Below are 17,141 nucleotides of genomic sequence, written 5' to 3'. Positions count from 1 at the left end.
CATCAGCAGCCGGCTGTCAGAAGGTCAATGTCGCGAGGAAGCGGACGGTCCGGCCGGGCAGCAGCACCTCGTCCTTCTTGAAGGACGCGACATTGCGGATATCGGAGTCCAGCAGGTTGGTGCCGACGATCGAGAAGTTGGCTGTCCGCACCTGGTCCAGGCGCGCGGTGTAGCCGATCCGCGCGTTCAGCAGCTCGTAGCCCTTGGTGGACGTCTCGTTCTCGCCCACGCGGTTCTGGTTGAAGGCGTGAAGATAGTCGACGCTGCTCTGGAAGCTGCCCTCGCGCCAGAACACGCCGCCTCCCAAGCGGTGCGGCGGGATGCGCGGCAGGTTGCCGCCGCCGCCCTCGAACCGGGCGCGCACGAAATCATACCGACCGGACACTCCAACCTGCCCGTCCCCGAGCCGGAACAGATCCTGCTCCACCTTCACCTCCAGCCCGTAGAAGCGGGCATCGCGCTGGCCATAGGCGGTCTGGAGGAAGTCGCCCTCCTGCCCAGGTGCGCAGGAGCCGAACTCCTCGCCGCAGCTGTTGCCGGTCAGGGAGCGGAAGATGAAGTCGTCGAAGTGGGAGTAGAAGGCGCTGGTGTCGAAGCGGAAGGAGCCAGCCGTCCGGGCAAAGCCCAGCTCCGCCGTTGCGGCCCTCTCCTTGCGCAGGTTGGGATCGCCCACATCGAAGGTGCCGGAGGCATCGTGAGCCCCGCGGGAGAAGAGCTCGGCCGAACTCGGCGAGCGCTGCACGTACTGCCCGGTCAGGCGCGCCTGAACCGCCCGCGGGAGGTCGTAGAGCGCGCCGAGGCTGACGCTAAAGGGGGTGTAGGTGCGGCGCCGCCCTGTGTTGTCCAGCTCCGCATCGGGATCGATGGGCAGATTGTCGCCAGGAAAGGTCGCCGTCGAGCCGGTAATGCGCGCGAGCTCCAGCCGTCCGGCCGCCTGCAGCCGCAGGCGAGGCGTGAGCGTGAGCTCCTCGAAGAGGTACCCGGCAAAGCGGTTGGTGCGGGCGGGCGGTAGGAATTCCAGGAACTCGCCGGTCGTGCGGAGCCTTTCCTGCTCGAAGGAGAGACCGAAGGTGCCATTCAGCGGGCCGATGCCCGTGCTGATGGGAACATGCTGCAGTTCCAGCCGGGCGTCCCAGCTGCGGTTACGGAAGCCGCCATGGACCACACGGCTGCCTGCGGCCTCGACCTCCTCCTCCGCACCATGGTCGTGATCGTGATCATGCCCGTGCTCGGCCCCGATCTCCTCGTGATGGTAGGTGGTGAAGCCGAGCCAGCCGCTGATCCGCTGGATGGGGCCGGAACTCGGGCGATACTCGCCGCGGCTGGACCAGCGCACCTGCTCGGAATCGATCGCGGTGCGCGCCTCGGCCTCCTCGCCGCCGGGAATCTCGTAAAGGCTCCGGAAGTGCGAGACGGAGGTGCCGATGAAGCCCTGGTCCCAGATGTAGCTCAGCCCGGCCGACTTGCCGTCGGTCCGCACGCCGCTGTTCTCCTGCCGCCGCCCACCGGGGATGCGATAGTCGCTGTCATAGCGCCCGAAGATGTCGAAATGCGCGACCCAGTTCCCCACGCGAACGTCGGTCGTGCCTACCCCGTCCCAGCCGCGCGAGCCGGTGTTCCAGCCGCCGGTGATGCGCCCCTGCACGGCCCGGTCCGGGAGAGTGGTGGGGATCCGGTTATTGATGACGTTCACCACGCCACCGATCGCCTGCGATCCCCAGCGCAGCGCGGCCGGGCCGCGTACCACCTCGATCCGGTCCGCCGAGAGCGGGTCCAGCGGCACGACATGGTCCTCGCCGAAGGCGGAGACGTCGCCGGAGAGGAAGCCGTTCTCCTGCAGGCGCACGCGCACCCCCTCGAGGCCGCGAATGATGGGGCGGCTGGCGCCAGGAGCGAAGGTGCTGGAAGTGATCCCCGGCTCGGTGAACAACGCGTCACCGAGGCTGCGTGCCGGCTGGACCGCGATCTGGTCCTGCTCCAGCGTCGTCACCGGCAGGAAGCTGCCGAGCTGGTCCGTGTTGATCGGGCTGGCAGTGACCGAGACTGAAGGGACAGAGACGGGCGGTGCGGGGATTGGCGCTTCCGACACGGAGGCCTGTGCCAATGCTTCCTGCCAGGGTCCAGCGCAGGAGAGGACTGCGACCGAGGCCAGCAGGACGAAACGATTCGATGTCATTGTACAGACCTCAGCATTCGGCCCCTCGATTTCTCGTTCCGGAAGCCTTTCTGAGTTAGGTTATAACATATCACTTCAATGGTGGCACAAGGGCCCGCGCTATGGGCTAGATCAGTCCTAAGCCGTCTTTCCGGAGGTGTGGCTTTGCGGCACCGCCCGGCGATGACCGTGAAAGCAGGCTCTGACCTATGGGTTACCAGGGCAGGAGGTGAGGGTGGAACGCGTCTGCGCCAACGAGAGACCGCACCTGATCTCCGCGCGGAGTTGGCAGCGCTGCCGTTCGCGCCGAGCCGCTGAAAGTGACAGAACAGTCGCCGCGGCTGCCCAGAACATGATGCCTCGTTCAACTGGGTGCTGCAGCTCGGGAAGCCTGTGCGCGGCCGCTGCCTGTTGATACTTCGACTGCGCACGGCAACAGCCCCATCATGCGACTGTAACACCACCCGCTTAGACACATTCCACACGGCCGGCTCGAAACCGGCCTCAGGGTGGAGAGTGTCATGACCGCGACCTATTGGTCCCTTCGCAGCCAGGGCAAGTTGAGCCAGAGCTGGACGGATAACGGCTTGATCGGTGCCGACGACGACTGGTCCGGCGTACCCTCCATCATCGGCTATCGTGGCGACGACATCACCGGCACGACCGGCGCAGACCCCGCCACCCTGACCGGCGACGGCACTCCGGTGGTGGACGTGATCGCCAACCAGGCCAGTACCGCAAGCACCAGCGGCGGCGTGGCCGAGTTCCAAATCGACAACCCCACGGTGGCTCTCCAGGGATCTGGCACGGCCGATGCACCCAACCTTGTGCTTCATCTCGACACGACCGGCGTGCGCGACGTCCGTCTCAGCTTGAACGCGCGCGACATCGACAGAAGCGGCGACAACGCCGTCCAGCCGCTGGCCGTACAATATCGGGTGGGCGCGAGCGGCAGCTGGACCAACCTTCCCGCCGGCGCAGTGCCGGACGCGACCACCGGCCCGGGCCTGGCGACGCTGGTCACGGCCGTCTCCGCCGAACTTCCCCCCGAGGCCTGGGGCCAGTCCCAGCTCCAACTCCGCATCCTCACCGCCAACGCTGTCGGCAGCGATGAATGGGTGGGCATCGACGACATCGCCGTCACCTCCACCCCTGCCACGGGTACCAGCGTCTCCGTTTCCGATGCCAGTGTGGTGGAGGGAAATGACGGCACGCAAAGCCTCGTCTTCACGGTGACGCGGAGCGATGAGAACAGCGCCTTCACCGTGGATTACGCCTCCGCCGCGGGGACAGCTGCCGACGGGGCGGACTTCACGGGGACCGCAGGCACCGTGTCCTTCGGCCTGGGCGACGGGCTGACCCGCACCGTCACAGTCGCCGTCTCTGGAGACACCGTCATCGAGCCGGACGAGACCATCACCCTTGCCCTGTCCAACCCCACCGGCGCGGTCGAAATCGCGGATGCGGCGGGAACGGGCACCATCCGCAACGATGATGCCTCAATCACCAGCATCTTCGATATCCAGGGCGCCGGCCACACCTCCGGGCTTGTTGGTCAGGCCGTCACCACCGAGGGCGTGGTCACCGGCATCTACCGCAAGGCGACGGGCGAGCGCGGCTTCTTCATCCAGGACCCCGAGGGCGACGGCAACGACGCGACTTCGGACGGCATCCTTGTCTTCACCGGCGGTGCCTACGCCGATGTGAAGGTGGGCGACGTGGTGCGTGTCGGCGCCACCGTCACCGAGTATGCCCGCGCCGGCCAGGCCGCAAATCTCTCCGTCACCGAATTGACCCAGGCGACGGTCACGAAGCTCGGCGAGGTGGCCATCAACCCCGAAACCGGTCTGCCCGTCACCATCACCCCCGTGGTGATCGGCAGTGGCGATGCCGGGGAGCGTGTTGCCCCCACCGGCGACTTCGGCGACAGCCCGGCCACCGGGACGTTCGACCTGGCCAACCACGCCATCGACTTCTACGAGAGCCTGGAAGGTATGGCGGTGACGCTGGAAGACTTCCAGGCTACTGCCCCCTCCTCCTCCTTCGCGGAGAGCTGGGGCGTCACCAACGGAGGCTCCAACCCCGACCGTACGCCCCGTGGCGGCGTGATCGCCAGCGAGGAAGCGCCCTTCGTCAGCCACGCGCCGGGCGAGACTGGCAGCTACGATTTCAATCCCGAGCGCGTGCAGCTCGAGAATGATCTCGACAACAACAAGGATGGCACGCTCGACTTCACCTGGACCAACAACACGGGCGCCCAGTTCGGCGACGCCACCGGCATCCTGCATTACGATCGCGGCGCCTTCGAGGTGCACGTCACCGAGGGCCAAGCCCCGGTGGACACGCTGACGCAGAAAGAGGTCACCACCATCGAGGCCCATGCGGACCGCATCCGCATTGCCAGCTTCAACGTCGAGAACCTCTCCCCCGCGGATGGCACTCCGGCGCTGGATACCACGCCCGACAAGCTGGACCGGCTCGTCATGGCCATCCGAGACAACCTGAAGCTGCCCGACATCATCGCGCTGCAGGAGGTGCAGGACAGCAACGGCGCCACCGATAACGGTGTGGTGGACGCGACCCAGACCCTGCGCGAGCTGATCCAGGCCATCTACAACCAGACCGGCAAGCTCTACGCCGCGATCGACGCGCCGCCCGAGAACAACCAGGATGGCGGTGCCCCCGGCGGCAACATCCGCGTGGCCTATCTGTTCGATCCCGAGGCGGTGCGCGCTTCCGGCACGGCGGAGCTGGACGGGTTCAACAACCTCACTCTCGTCGCCGACGGTGACGACTCCACCACCGCCTATGCCGAGCGGATCTACACCTTCCCGGTCGAGAACCGCATCGGCGTGGATGCCGCAGAGTTCGAGCCCTACACGGACGCGAACGGCGCCAACCAGGGCGGCACACGCAAGTCAGTGCCCGTGGTGTTCGAGAGCGTGACGAGCGGCGAGAACTTCCTGGTCGTCAACAACCACTTAAATTCCAAAGGCGGCTCCAACGCCCTGTTCGGCACGGATCAGGACACTCCTCTGCCAAATGAGGACATGAACCAGTCCGCCTACCGCCGCGAGGCGCAGGCCGAGGCTGTGCGTAATTACATTGAGGGCAAGCTCGGCGCGATCCCGAAGGTGGTGGTGACCGGTGACTTGAACGAGTACCAGTTCTTCCCCGCCACCAAGATTCTTACCGGCGAACTGGAAATGACCAGCAGCTGGCAGGGCGGTGCCGCCGAAAACACGCCGCCTACCCTCGTCCCCGGCACGCAGATCCTGTACCCGACGATCGAGAGCCTGCCCGAGAACGAGCGCTACACCTATGTCTTCGAGGGCAACTCCCAGGTGCTGGACCAGATCCTGCTCTCGGGTGCGGCGAATGCCGGCATGCTCTATGACGCCGTGCACATGAACGCCGAGTTCGCCGATCAGATCTCGGACCACGACCCCTCCGTCGTCTCCTTCGTCATGGCCCGCTCGGCCGCCATCGCAACCGAGGGCGATGACAGCATCGACGCGCGCAGCTTCCTGCAGAAGCTCGGCAGCACCACGAATCTGAACGGCGACGATATCCTTCAGGGCCTTGGTGGCAACGACCGCATCACCGCTGGCACGGGCAACGACATGCTGGATGGCGGTGACGGCGACGATACGCTTGAGGGCGAGGCGGGCAGGGATGTCCTCCTCGGTGGCTCCGGCAACGACCGCCTCATCGGTGGCGCCGGGGATGACCAGATGTTCGGTGGCACCGGAGACGACGGCTACAACGTCAACTCCGCCGGCGATGTTGTGGTCGAGCTTGCGGGCGAGGGCTACGACCGCGTCACGGCTTCCATCAGCTACACGCTGACCGACAACGTCGAGAAGCTGATCATGGAGGGCGCGGCGGTCGAGGGCACGGGCAATGCGCTCGGTAACCGCATCCTTGGTAACGCGCAGGACAACATCCTCTCGGGTCTCGCCGGGAACGACACGCTTCACGGCAACGGCGGTGACGACCTGCTGATGGGCGGCACGGGCGTGAACCACCTGTTCGGTGGCGAGGGTGCGGACCGCTTCCGCTTCGATGCGCCGGGCGGCCAGGGCAACCTGACCCGCGTGATGGACTTTGTCGGTGGCGAGGACCGGATCGAGCTGGACGGCGATGTTTTCGCGGCGCTGTCGGGTTCCGGCCCGATCGCGGCCGGGGAGTTCGCGGCCGGGCGCGTGGCGACCACGGCGGACCAGCACGTCCTCTACGACCAGGCTTCCGGCACCCTGCTCTACGATGCGGATGGTGCGGGTGGGGCCGCCGCGATCCGTATCGGCACGCTGGTGGCCGGCACGGCGCTGGCCGCGTCGGACATCTGGGTGGTCTGACCTCTAGGCCTGAAACGCGAGCGGGCCGCCATCCCCAGGGATGGTGGCCCCTTCAGTCGTATTTGTGAAGGAGCGACGTCGCGTGCGCGGCGGCACCCGAGAAAGGCTGATGGCCGGCGATATGGCTGCGTTGAGGGATAGCGAAGTAAGGCAGCGAACATCCCGCATCTAGCATATGCGGTCGATTGGCCCGAGTGTTCGATCAGTTTGCGGGACAGCGCCAAGCGGGCTTACCCGCGAAGTAAAGCACCGACAGGATGCTGAACTTCCAGAGATTCACGGCCGAAGCGCAATGCGGGATGTGCGCCAGCCGCCTTGCTTGCCTCGTCAGCCAGCCATCCGGTGAAGGCCATCATCGCGGGGCTGCCGGCGGCTTCGCTGTGGTGAAGCAGCGTGAAAAATCGCGTTGTTGCTCGCACATAGGGATGGGGGGCCACCACGCGGCCCGCTGCCAAGTCCGTTTCCACCAGCGCCCTGATCGCGAGCGCTATGCCGAGGCCTTCCGCTGCAGCATCCAGCGACAGCGCGATGCTCTCGAAGCTTGGGCCGGCCGCGGGATCGACGCCTGTAATCTTCGCAGCGTGCAGCCACCGCGCCCAGTCTTCCGGCCGCTGCCGCGAGTGCAACAGCGTCGCCCCATACCAGTCGAAACCGTGTGCGATACGCGGGGCGCAGACCGGCATCATGTCGATGGGGACCAGCGGCAGTTTGGTCAGCCCAGGTCGCGGCTGTGCATCCGCCACCGCAATCACCGCGTCGAAGGCGCCAGGCACCAGCTCCAGCGGATCGGCACTGGTTTGCAGTTGAACATCAAGCTCGGGATGCCGCTCCCGCAGCCGGTTCCAACGCGGGATGAGCCAGCGGCTGGCGAAAAGCGTGTAGGCGCCGACCCGCAGGCGCGGCCGTGGTGTCGCGTGCCGCATGGCCACTACTCCCGCCGCGATCCGGTCAAGCCCGTCCCGTGCAGCGGCAAGCAGCACATCGCCGGCCGGCGTGAGCGAGAGACCGGCGGCGCCGCGGCTGAAGAGCGCCGTGCCCAACTCCTCCTCCAGTGCGCGCACGCCGCGGCTTACCGCGCCAGGGGTGACCGAAAGCTCCCCGGCGGCGCGGGTGACACTGCGGTGGCGCGCCGCCGCCTCAAAGCTGCGGAGAGCCGCCAAGGAGGGAAGGCGCCGGTATGTCATGCCCGTTGAGCCTAGCTCAACTGACCGCGCGAATAAATCGATTGGCAGCAGCTGCGGCACTGGCGAGCTTTCGGGCCGCCCCGTTGGCCCAGAAAGACGCGTCCATGCATCTCCATGCCCCCGGCCCGCCCGCCGGTGCCTCTGCCATCCCGGACGGCCACGGCCTCAACCTCTTTCGCGCTGATCCGGACCTCGCCCGTCTCGCATTCCTCTATCTCCCGCCCGAACTCGCCGCTCATCTGGAACCGCATCTGGATCGGCTCGGGGCGTTGGCGGGCGGCACGCTCGATGCGCTGGCGATGACCGCCGACCGTAACTCGCCCGAGCTGCATCAGCGTACGCGGCGCGGCGAGGACCTACAATCGATTACCTACCATCCAGCGTATCGCGAGATGGAGCGCCTGGCCTTCGGCGAGTTCGGTCTCGCCGCCCTCTCACACCGCGGCGGCGTGCTGGGTTGGGACGCGCCGATGCCCCCCGCGGCCAAGTACCTGCTGACCTACCTCTTCGTGCAGGCGGAGTTCGGCCTGTGCTGCCCCGTCAGCATGACGGACAGCCTGACCCGCACACTGCGCAAGTTCGGCGATCCTGCCCTCGTCGCCCGCTACCTGCCAGCCCTCACGAGCCAGGACATGGACGTCCTTCACCAAGGCGCGATGTTCATGACCGAGCAGGGGGCCGGCTCCGACATCGCCGCTACCGTCGTGCAGGCCGAGGCGCGCGAGGACGGCACCTGGGCGCTGACAGGCGACAAGTGGTTCTGCTCCAACCCCGATGCCGATCTGGCAATGGTCCTCGCCCGCCGCAGGGACGGCCCGCCCGGCCTCAGGGGCGTTTCCCTGTTCCTGCTGCCCCGTACCCTGCCGGACGGGACGCGCAACAGGCACCATATCGTCCGGCTGAAGGACAAGCTCGGCACCCGCTCCATGGCCTCGGGCGAGGTCGCCATGAACGGCGCGATTGCCTGGCTAGTGGGCGAGCCGGAGGCCGGCTTCCGGCAGATGGCCGACATGGTGAATAACTCCCGCCTCTCGAACGGGGTCCGCGCCGCCGGGATGATGCGGCGCGCCACGACCGAGGCGCTGTTCATCGCTCACCGCCGCGTTGCCTTTGGCAAGCGGCTGGCGGAGATGCCGCTGATGCAGCGCCAGCTTGCCAAGATGCTGGTGCCCACCGAGCAGGCGCGCAGCATGGTCTTCCAAGCGGCCGAAGCCTTGCGCCGCGCTGATGCCGGCGAGGAGGGCGCCTACGCACTGCTCCGCATTCTCACGCCACTCGTCAAGTTCCGTGCCTGCCGTGACGCCCGCAAGGTGACGGGCGATGCGATGGAGGTGCGCGGCGGCTGCGGCTATATCGAGGAGTGGTCGGATGCGCGGCTGCTGCGTGACAGTCACCTCGGCAGCATTTGGGAGGGGACGAGCAACATCGTTGCTCTCGATGTCCTGCGCGCTGCTAAACGCGAGAAGTCACTGCCTGTCCTGCGTGACCACATCCACGGCCTTCTCGGCAATCGCGAGGACCTGCCCGAGGCCGCCGCCGCGTTGGAGCGCGCCATTGCACTGGCAGAGACCGCGCAAGAGGACCCCGCCCTCGCACGCCAGGCTGCCTCGGCGCTCTACCACCTGACGTCAGCCGCTGCTCTCGCCTGGGAGGCGGCGCGGCTGAACCTGCCGCACCGCCTCACCATTGCGCGGCTCGTCCTGCAGCACCGCGTGCTGCCGCGCGACCCGCTCTCGGCACCCGCGGACAGCATCGATCTCCGGGACCTGCTGAACGATCCCGACAGCCACCAGGGAGAGAACGCATGATCACCCGCCGTCACCTGCTCGGCACAGCCGGAACCGGCCTGGGCGCCGCGACCCTCGTTCGCGCGGCCTCTGCCCAGCCCGGCGGCAGGCCCGTCGTGCTTGTCGTGCCTTTCTCGCCCGGCGGCCCCACCGACCTTATCGCCCGACGGCTGGCCGTGAGCCTGGGCGAGCACCTCAACCAGCCCGTCGTCGTGGAAAACCGTGCCGGTGCTGGAGGAAACATCGGCGCGGAATACGTGGCCCGCAGCCCCGCGGACGGGCACACCATCCTCTTTGGCACCTCGGGTCCGCTGGCCATAAACAGGATGCTCTATCCCAGCCAGGCCTATGACCCCGTGAGGGACTTCGCCCCGATCGCGCCGCTCGGGCGCATTCCCAACGTCCTCGCCGTCCATGCCGGCGTGCGTGCGAGCACCGTGCCGGAGCTCATCGCCCTCGCCAAGAGGGAACGCCTCTCCTTCGGCTCGTCCGGAAACGGCGCGTCGTCCCATCTCGCCGGCGCCCTGTTTAACACGATGGCCGGCACCACCATAGAGCACATTCCCTATCGCGGCACCGGGCCGGCGCTGAACGACCTGCTCGCCGGGCATATTGCGATGGTCTTCACGGACGTGCTTACCGCGCTTCCCCATATCCAAGGCGGGCGTGTGCGTGGGCTCGGTATCACCACCCTCCAGCGCTCTGCCGTGCTGCCCGATCTTCCTACCGTCGCGGAACAGGGGCTGACGGGTTACGACGCCTCCGTCTTCTTTGGTCTGACCGTTGCCGGAGCTACGCCCGAGGGGGAGAAAGGTCGCCTCCGCACCGCCTTCAACCTTTCGCTGGCCCAGCCGGAGATGCGCCGCTTCCTTGAGAGCCAGGGTATGCAGATCGCGCCTGAGCTGACGCCCTCCGCCCTGACCTTGCTCATGGCGACGGAATCCGAGCGCTGGGCCCGGGTGATCCGGGATGCAAATGTGCGGGCGGACTGAAGGCGGTCCGGCCAAGGAGAAGGCGTGACCGATCAGGGCAGGCACCCGGAACGCCACGGTCAGCGTCGGCGTAGCGGGTGCCTGCCCTGCCTGCATCTCGTCCCTTCACGGGGCAGCGCCGTTCTGAGCCCCAGGGCTGCCCGGATGGCCAAGTCCTAGCGCTCGGCGCGGCACAGCAAGCCTTCCGGAAGTGCAGCGAGGAGTTGGCGCGCTCCTACTCACGTAAGGCAACCCTATCGGGCGGGGCTCGGCATGCCCGGCGATTTGAACAGACCCGTGCCCATCATATCGTCACCGAGACACGCGTAATCCGCCTTCGATCAACGATGCGAAGTTCTGTGCAGCTTCAGCCTCGCCGAACAGGCCGCGTACCAGGGCAGTCGAGAGAGCCTCGCCCGCGCCCACCAGGCCGATGCAGCGCCGTTCCAACTCGGCCGGCGGCAGGGTGCTGTGAGGCTTCAATACCGATACGAACATCTGAACGGAATTATCGAGCAGCTCCTGGAAGACCTTGGCCTTCTCCTCGCTACCCGCCAGCGCAGCCCCGACCGCGTGGAACTCGTCGGTCTTGTCGGCGGCGCAGTGGATGTACGCGGAGGCAAGGACCCTGGCGCATTCCTCAAGGCTTCGCTTGCCACCCGTCATCGCGTCCCGGAACGCATTTACCCGTTCCAGATCGATCCATCTGTAAAGCTCGATCAGCAGGCCCGACCGTGTCCTGAAGTGATCGTAGGCTACCGGCTTTGAGACACCAGCGCGCGCGGCCAAATGCCCCAGGGTGAGCCGGTCTGCACCTTCCTCCCGAACGATCAGGAGCGCCGTGTCGAGCAGCTGGCGACGCCGCTCCGCTTTCGACATCCGGCGTGACCCTGCGGCTTCTTCGCCCTCTTGCACGACCTTGTTCACGGCATCGCTACCTTGCGTAACCTACCATTGGTAGATTATCTATATCCTACTGAAGGTAGGTTCATAGCCTGCGACGAGGAGGCTCAGCAATGTCATCAGCTCCCATTCTGCTCATGGGCGGCTCCGGCGCCATCGGAGGCTGGACCACCCGGTTCCTGCGCGCCGCACATCCCGGTCTGCCACTGCTGATCGGCGGCCGTGATCTGAGCAAGGCCAAGCAGGCCGCAGACCGGATCGGCAACGCCCAGGCCGCGGTGATCGATCTGGCCGCCGACGACCTCGGCCTCGGCGACCGCCCGGTCAGTGCGGTCGCAGTCCTCTTCTCCGACGAACGCATCGCCGGGCTCCGCTTTGCTCAGGCGCGCAGGGTTCCGCATCTCAGCATCTCATCCGGCATCTACGAGATCGCACCTGAAATTGCGGCCTTCATGCACCGGCCGGACGCCGCGCCGATCGTCCTCGGCTACGAATGGCTCGTGGGCGCGACGACCGTCCCTACGCTTGAGTTCGCTAAGGCCTTCCGCCAAATCGACGATATCTCAATCGGTGCCCTGGTCGATGAGCAGGATACTGGTGGCCCAGCAGTGGCTGCCGACTTCGAGCGGCTGAACAGGACTTTACCCGCCGCGCTCACGCGCCGCGACGGCAGTTACATCTGGCGCGCCGGGCAGGACGCCGAGGCCGCGTTCCACGCCGTCGACGGGACCAGGATGGAAGCATCCGGCTTCTCGTCGATCGACGTCGTCGGCCTGGCGACCGCGACCGGCACACCCAATGTTCAGTTCAACATTGCCACCGCGGTCAGTTCGAGCCGCCGTCGCGGCGGGCCGATGTCGACCGAGATCGTCGTTGACCTCGCCGGAGAGGATCATGCGGGCCGGGCACTCCGCACCCGCCACGCCGTTGTCCACCGGGAGGGAGCGGCGCCTCTGACCGGGCTCGGGGTTGCCATGATCCTCGAACGCCTTCTGGGGCTGGACGGCAAGCCGGTGACGCCAGCCGGACTTTACTTTCCCTACCAGCTCCTCGATCCCGCTGCCTACCTCGCCCGCCTCGATCAGACTGGCGGCGAGGTTCTGACACTGGAGCCATGCTGATGCGCCCGGATCCGCTTCCGCCCGATGACATCAACGACCGAGTTCGAGCGGCGGGGGGGAGGGGCGCGACCGGGCTGGCCCGTAGAGCTGCTCGGCGGCTCCTTCGAGGCGATCAAACACAGGCTGGTCTGGCCGTACTGCGCGCTAAGACGGGGTTAGGGTGCGGCTGCGTGGGACTAGCATCGACCCGAAGGGCTGATACGATGCCGCCATGAATCGCCGCGCACTCCTTGCCGCTCTGACCGCCCCAGCCCTCGTAGCCCCGGCCCTCGCACAGGGAGCATGGCCCAATCGCCCGGTGCGGGTGATCGTGCCCTTCACTCCCGGCGGCTCGACCGATGCGATGGCACGCGTCACCGCTGCAAAGCTGACCGAAAAGCTGGGCCAGCCCTTCGTCGTGGAGAACCGGGCGGGTGCCAACGGCGCCATCGGTGGGCGCGCGGTCGCCGAAGCGACACCTGATGGCTACACCCTGTGCTTCTCCGCCTCCATCCAGGTGCTGGCCCGCCAGGTTATGCGGAACCCCGGCTATGACCCCGTGGCTGACCTTCAGCCAATTGTCCGCACCGGGCGGGGGCCGTTGCTGCTCCTGATGAACCGGAACCGATTACCGAACACGCTGCAGGAACTCCTGGCTGCGGTTCGCGCCAATCCGCGGGACTGGCCAGTGGCTGTTTCCTCCCTTGGAGCAGCCGGCCACCTCGCTACGATCGAGTTCATTCGCCAAGCCGGCGTGGAACTTGTCCAGGTGCCCTATCGTGGCACGGCCCCCGCCATCACCGATGTGGTTGCGGGCAATGTCGCGCTGGTCTTCGAGCCCATTCTCGCGACATGGCCGCCCGCGCGCGACGGGCTCGCCAAGGCTCTCGCCATCACCTCGGCCACCCGCAGTGACGCCGCCCCGAACGTACCCACGGCGGCCGAGGGAGGGATGCCGAATCTCGACATCCAGTCGTGGTGGGGGCTCTGGGGACCGCGGGCGCTACCGGCGGAAATCGTTTCTCGGATCGGGGATGCATTGCGGACGGGGATGATGGAACCCGACGTCTTCGCGCGTGTTGGCACACTTGGCATCGTTCCGATGGCTGAGGTCGGCGCCGACTTCGCAACCTTCATTCGAAGTGATGTCGAACGAGCCGAGAGCCTTTTCCGGTTGGCGAACTTCCAGCCTGAATAGATCGCGTTGGCGCCGTAGCTGATTGGTTCGACCCGAGCTCAGACGGTGGGATCGAAAGCAAAACTCAAGGACTGGACTGGGCCCACCCCGTCTCCTTGCCAGTTGCCCAGACTACTGCACCAGTCGGCAGCACCAACTCAGGTTTCGGGGCGCGACTGCGTCAGCGCGGCTGCAAGGGCGCGAAGATGGCCGGCCGGGATGGCAGCCTCCACGAAGGAGGCGTTGCCGGTTAGCCGGATCCTCATGGCCGTACCTCCTTCCGCAGCCCGGCTCAGATCCGGTTCGGAAACGGTGAGCAGCAGCGTTTCTGTATAGAGGCAGGAAGCGGCGGCCTGGCAATCTGCAGCCCGCCCGAGAGCCTGCAAGCCGATGTTGCTCGCCTGCTGGCTCTCGGCCCGAGAAAAGCCGCCGTAGCCTCGGGCATTGCTGATGACCACAAGCAGGCTGAGCCGCACGATGCCGGTCCGCGCCTGACGTTCGGCGCCAACGCTGGTGACGATCAGGGGAAGGCTGGCCGGCGAACCCGTCTGGAGACGCGGAGAAACTGTGAAGATCGTGGCCGCGCGATCGGCCGTCTGCTGGATCTGAACACTCGCTGGCCGCGCCGCTGCCTGCCCGCGCCCCAGGCTCCGCGCATCCAGGCTGGCCTCTGCCGGAAGCGCCTGGATCGCCTCTCTGTCGGGTGGGGCCGCGCGCCCACCAACAACCAGAAGCAGTGTCGCCGCCCATGAGATGTTGACCGTCATGTACCCATTTTTGCACCAGTCACGGGGCGCGATAAGCAGAGCGCAGCCGGCGTCTTTCCCAGCCATTTCCGGCAGAGACGCGGCTGGGCAAGTCTTGCTTTCGCTCTATAGCGCGAGAAGGCTAAGCCCCCGATTTGCACCCTAGCCGGCGCTCTGAGCGGGAAGCCGGCTGGCCGCGCTGATGATCAGGGCGGCAACCGCCAGCAGGACCGGGGCAAAGGACAGCCATAGCACCGTGTCCCACCCATAGGTGCTGAGCAGGCCGCCGGAGAGGAAGGAACCGAAGGCCATTGTCCCGAACACGGCGAAGTCGTTGAACGACTGCACCCGCGCCTTCTCCTCGGGCCGGTGGCATTCCAGCACCATGGCCGAGGCGCCCACGAAGCCGAAGTTCCAGCCGATGCCGAGCAGGATCAGGGTGAGCCAGAAGTGGCTGACATCCACGCCCAGCAGCCCAACAGCGGTAGAAGTGGCGGTGAGGACCAAGCCGACCATGACCACACGCGAGGCCCCAAAACGCGTGATCAGCTGCCCCGTAAAGAAGCTCGGCGCATACATCGCGATCACGTGCCACTGGAGCCCGAGATTCGCCGACTCCTGCGACAAGCCGCACATGCGCATCGCCAGCGGGGCGGCGGTCATAAGGAAGTTCATGAGCAGGTAGGAGACCACGCCGCAGATTACGGCGGTGATGAAGCGCGGCTGTCGCACGATGAGCGCTAGCGGGCGTCCACGGGCGGCCCCGGCCGCTCCGGCGGCCGCGGGCGGCGGAAGCCGGATGCCGGTAAGGACGACGGCGGAGAGAGCCGCAACAGCCGCCTGGGCGACGAAGCTGGCCGCGAAGATATAGGGCAGCCACAAGTCCATGGTGTGGTTGACGATCTGCGGGCCGATGACCCCGGCAAAGACGCCCCCCGCCATCACGGCGGAAAGCGCCCGGGCGCGTCGCTCCGGCGGGGCGCAGTCCGCGGCGGCGAAGCGGAAGGACAGCACCACGGCGGCGTAGGCGCCGCCGAAGAAGGTGCCGGTGCAGAACAGCGGGAAGGATCCCAGCACCACCGCCAGGGCCGCGAGCAGCCCCGCCAGCACGCCGCATCCTGTCCCCGTCAGGAAGGTCGCGCGGCGGCCGTGGCGCCCGGCGATCATGCCCGCGGGCAGAGTGCAGGCTGCCATGCCCACCACGAAGATGGAGATGGGCAGGGTCGCCAGCGCGGGGCTGGGGGCCAGAGTGCTGCCGACGACGGCGCCCGTCGCGTAGACGACGGTGGAGTTCGCGCCCGCGAGGGCCTGGGCGATGGCCAGTCGGAGGATGTTGCTCCGCTCCTGGCTCGGGGTGACCTTGGGAACTGCTGTGGTGGTGGCGTCGGCGTGTGACATGGGTTTCCTCAGGCCGTGAGCAGGCCGTGCCAAGCTTTGTCCCGCGGCGACGGACGACGATGCAGCCGGCGGTCGAGCAGCGCGCGTGCCCGAACCGCCTTGCCGCTCCGAATAAGTGCAAGGAGGAGCATGTCCTCCACGATCTCCCGCTGCGCGCCGCTGCCGCCGATGCGCGCCACATCGGCCGCGACCGGTTCCAGGATGCGCGAGCAGCCCGCGTAATCCTCCTCCGCGAAGGCGAGCGCCGCGCGGCAGATGGCGGGCACCACCGGTCCCGCGGCCAGCGTCCCCGCCTCGACCAGGCCGTTCAGCGCCGCGACGCGCTCCTCCAGCGCCGCGCTGTCGCCGGTCGCTGCTGCCAGAAGGGCCATGTGAACGTCGGCGAAGGAGAAGCCGGCTTTCGGAAATGCGGGCGCGGCATAGGTGGCCGCCGCCTCCCAGAGCGCTTTCGGCACGGCATGGCCATAGGCCTGGACCCGCCAGAGCAGGGAGGCCGCGTCGCTCACCACGTTCACCGGCATCCCGGCCGAAACGGAGGGCTGTACGTGCTCGGAATAGATCACCAAGGCCCCCTCCGCGTCGCCGCGCTCCAGGGCGGTGAGAGCGGAGTGCCAGGCAATGTGGCCGTGAAGGGTGCCGCTACGGTCGTAGCCTGGTAGCCAGCCCGCGATCAGCCGCTCCGCATCCTCGCCCGCCCCGCTCTCATGCATGGCGTGGGAAAGCGCGTGGACCGCGTTGGCGTTGGTGGGGCGCAGGTCGAAGGCGCGCTGGGTCAGGGCCCGGCCGAACCCGACCTCGCCGTTCTCGGCATAGGACCAGCCGCGGTAGGTCAGAAACCACCAGTCATCCGCCCCGAAATGCCGGGCGTGGCGCTCGCAGAATGCCACCCGTGCCCTGTCGTGGTCCGCCATGCCGGAGAAGGCGAAGAGTCCGAAGGCGCCCAGCGGCAGGGAGAGGATCAGGACGTCGCGGGGCCAGGCATCGGCATGGGCCTGTGCCCGTTTCAGCGCCCTGGCAGACTGGCCGTTGATGGCCAGGGAAAGCACCTCGACATGGCTGCGCTCCCGTTCCGTCCCCCGCCGGGCGGCGCTCGCCGCCGTCGCGATCCGTGCCCTGGCCTGCGCGGGCTCGGCCCTGATGGCGTGCAGGCGGGCACGGGCCGCATGGGCGAGGGCGAAGTCCGGATCGGCCGCGACTGCCTCTTCCAGTGCTTCGGCGGCGCCGGGCCAGGCGGAGAGGAGGAGATCGACGCCCTCCCGGTAGCGCTCGGCCGCAAGGTCAGAGGTCGTCGAGAGTGGCAGGCCGCGGCTGTCGAGGCGAGCCATGGCGGAGTCCTCGTTCTGGGATGGGGACGGACAGCGT

At 67.3% G+C, this 17,141-nt stretch carries 11 protein-coding genes; 5 read left to right on the top strand and 6 right to left on the bottom strand.

Features of this window, described 5'->3' with window-relative positions:
• Positions 1–16: 16 nt before the first annotated feature.
• Positions 17–2,176 (bottom strand): TonB-dependent receptor, encoded by a 2,160-nt coding sequence (locus ACVBD7_RS16530; protein ID WP_458094328.1) that lies wholly within the window; start codon positions 2,174–2,176, stop codon positions 17–19.
• A gap of 500 nt (positions 2,177–2,676) precedes the next feature.
• Between ACVBD7_RS16530 and ACVBD7_RS16525 the strand changes: the two genes are divergently transcribed.
• Positions 2,677–6,513: a Calx-beta domain-containing protein gene (locus tag ACVBD7_RS16525; RefSeq protein WP_458094327.1), complete on the top strand. Its 3,837-nt coding sequence runs from the start codon at positions 2,677–2,679 to the stop codon at positions 6,511–6,513.
• A 230-nt stretch (positions 6,514–6,743) separates the two neighbouring features.
• Here the strand turns inward: ACVBD7_RS16525 and ACVBD7_RS16520 are convergent, their stop codons facing one another.
• Positions 6,744–7,697 (bottom strand): LysR substrate-binding domain-containing protein, encoded by a 954-nt coding sequence (locus tag ACVBD7_RS16520; protein ID WP_458097714.1) that lies wholly within the window; start codon positions 7,695–7,697, stop codon positions 6,744–6,746.
• 104 nt (positions 7,698–7,801) lie between these two features.
• Here ACVBD7_RS16520 and ACVBD7_RS16515 point away from each other — a divergent pair, with 104 nt between their 5' ends.
• Positions 7,802–9,505 (top strand): acyl-CoA dehydrogenase family protein, encoded by a 1,704-nt coding sequence (locus tag ACVBD7_RS16515; protein ID WP_458094326.1) that lies wholly within the window; start codon positions 7,802–7,804, stop codon positions 9,503–9,505.
• On the top strand, positions 9,502–10,476 hold the full coding sequence (locus ACVBD7_RS16510; protein WP_458094325.1) for a Bug family tripartite tricarboxylate transporter substrate binding protein: 975 nt from the start codon (positions 9,502–9,504) through the stop codon (positions 10,474–10,476). The genes ACVBD7_RS16515 and ACVBD7_RS16510 overlap by 4 nt, the downstream gene beginning before the upstream one ends.
• A gap of 291 nt (positions 10,477–10,767) precedes the next feature.
• On the opposite strand, the gene ACVBD7_RS16505 is transcribed toward ACVBD7_RS16510, so the two are convergent.
• Positions 10,768–11,382 carry a TetR/AcrR family transcriptional regulator gene (locus tag ACVBD7_RS16505; protein ID WP_458094324.1) on the bottom strand — a complete coding sequence of 205 codons (615 nt, stop codon included), beginning with the start codon at positions 11,380–11,382 and terminating at the stop codon, positions 10,768–10,770.
• Positions 11,383–11,471: 89 nt separating this feature from the next.
• Here ACVBD7_RS16505 and ACVBD7_RS16500 point away from each other — a divergent pair, with 89 nt between their 5' ends.
• Together ACVBD7_RS16500 and ACVBD7_RS16495 are read left to right on the top strand one after the other, a co-directional pair.
• Positions 11,472–12,479, top strand: coding sequence for a hypothetical protein (locus ACVBD7_RS16500; protein WP_458094323.1), 1,008 nt, complete (start codon positions 11,472–11,474; stop codon positions 12,477–12,479).
• Positions 12,480–12,690: 211 nt separating this feature from the next.
• Positions 12,691–13,656 carry a Bug family tripartite tricarboxylate transporter substrate binding protein gene (locus tag ACVBD7_RS16495; RefSeq protein WP_458094322.1) on the top strand — a complete coding sequence of 322 codons (966 nt, stop codon included), beginning with the start codon at positions 12,691–12,693 and terminating at the stop codon, positions 13,654–13,656.
• A 137-nt stretch (positions 13,657–13,793) separates the two neighbouring features.
• On the opposite strand, the gene ACVBD7_RS16490 is transcribed toward ACVBD7_RS16495, so the two are convergent.
• The 3 genes from ACVBD7_RS16490 to ACVBD7_RS16480 form a co-directional block, all read right to left on the bottom strand.
• Complete coding sequence (locus ACVBD7_RS16490) at positions 13,794–14,402, bottom strand: hypothetical protein (protein WP_458094321.1); 609 nt, start codon at positions 14,400–14,402, stop codon at positions 13,794–13,796.
• A 141-nt stretch (positions 14,403–14,543) separates the two neighbouring features.
• Positions 14,544–15,779 carry an MFS transporter gene (locus ACVBD7_RS16485; RefSeq protein WP_458094320.1) on the bottom strand — a complete coding sequence of 412 codons (1,236 nt, stop codon included), beginning with the start codon at positions 15,777–15,779 and terminating at the stop codon, positions 14,544–14,546.
• A gap of 8 nt (positions 15,780–15,787) precedes the next feature.
• Positions 15,788–17,104 (bottom strand): tetratricopeptide repeat protein, encoded by a 1,317-nt coding sequence (locus ACVBD7_RS16480; RefSeq protein WP_458094319.1) that lies wholly within the window; start codon positions 17,102–17,104, stop codon positions 15,788–15,790.
• Between the last annotated feature and the right edge of the window lie 37 nt (positions 17,105–17,141).

This window comes from Roseomonas sp. WA12 (genome assembly GCF_054165765.1).
This window is presented reverse-complemented; position numbering and strand designations above follow the sequence as displayed.

Coding starts and splice junctions, on each gene's coding strand:
- ACVBD7_RS16510 (WP_458094325.1), top strand. CDS start 9,502: ATGATCACCCGCCGTCACCTGCTCGGCACAGCCGGAACCGGCCTGGGC.
- ACVBD7_RS16520 (WP_458097714.1), bottom strand. CDS start 7,697: ATGACATACCGGCGCCTTCCCTCCTTGGCGGCTCTCCGCAGCTTTGAG.
- ACVBD7_RS16490 (WP_458094321.1), bottom strand. CDS start 14,402: ATGACGGTCAACATCTCATGGGCGGCGACACTGCTTCTGGTTGTTGGT.
- ACVBD7_RS16530 (WP_458094328.1), bottom strand. CDS start 2,176: ATGACATCGAATCGTTTCGTCCTGCTGGCCTCGGTCGCAGTCCTCTCC.
- ACVBD7_RS16480 (WP_458094319.1), bottom strand. CDS start 17,104: ATGGCTCGCCTCGACAGCCGCGGCCTGCCACTCTCGACGACCTCTGAC.
- ACVBD7_RS16525 (WP_458094327.1), top strand. CDS start 2,677: ATGACCGCGACCTATTGGTCCCTTCGCAGCCAGGGCAAGTTGAGCCAG.
- ACVBD7_RS16500 (WP_458094323.1), top strand. CDS start 11,472: ATGTCATCAGCTCCCATTCTGCTCATGGGCGGCTCCGGCGCCATCGGA.
- ACVBD7_RS16485 (WP_458094320.1), bottom strand. CDS start 15,779: ATGTCACACGCCGACGCCACCACCACAGCAGTTCCCAAGGTCACCCCG.
- ACVBD7_RS16495 (WP_458094322.1), top strand. CDS start 12,691: ATGAATCGCCGCGCACTCCTTGCCGCTCTGACCGCCCCAGCCCTCGTA.
- ACVBD7_RS16515 (WP_458094326.1), top strand. CDS start 7,802: ATGCATCTCCATGCCCCCGGCCCGCCCGCCGGTGCCTCTGCCATCCCG.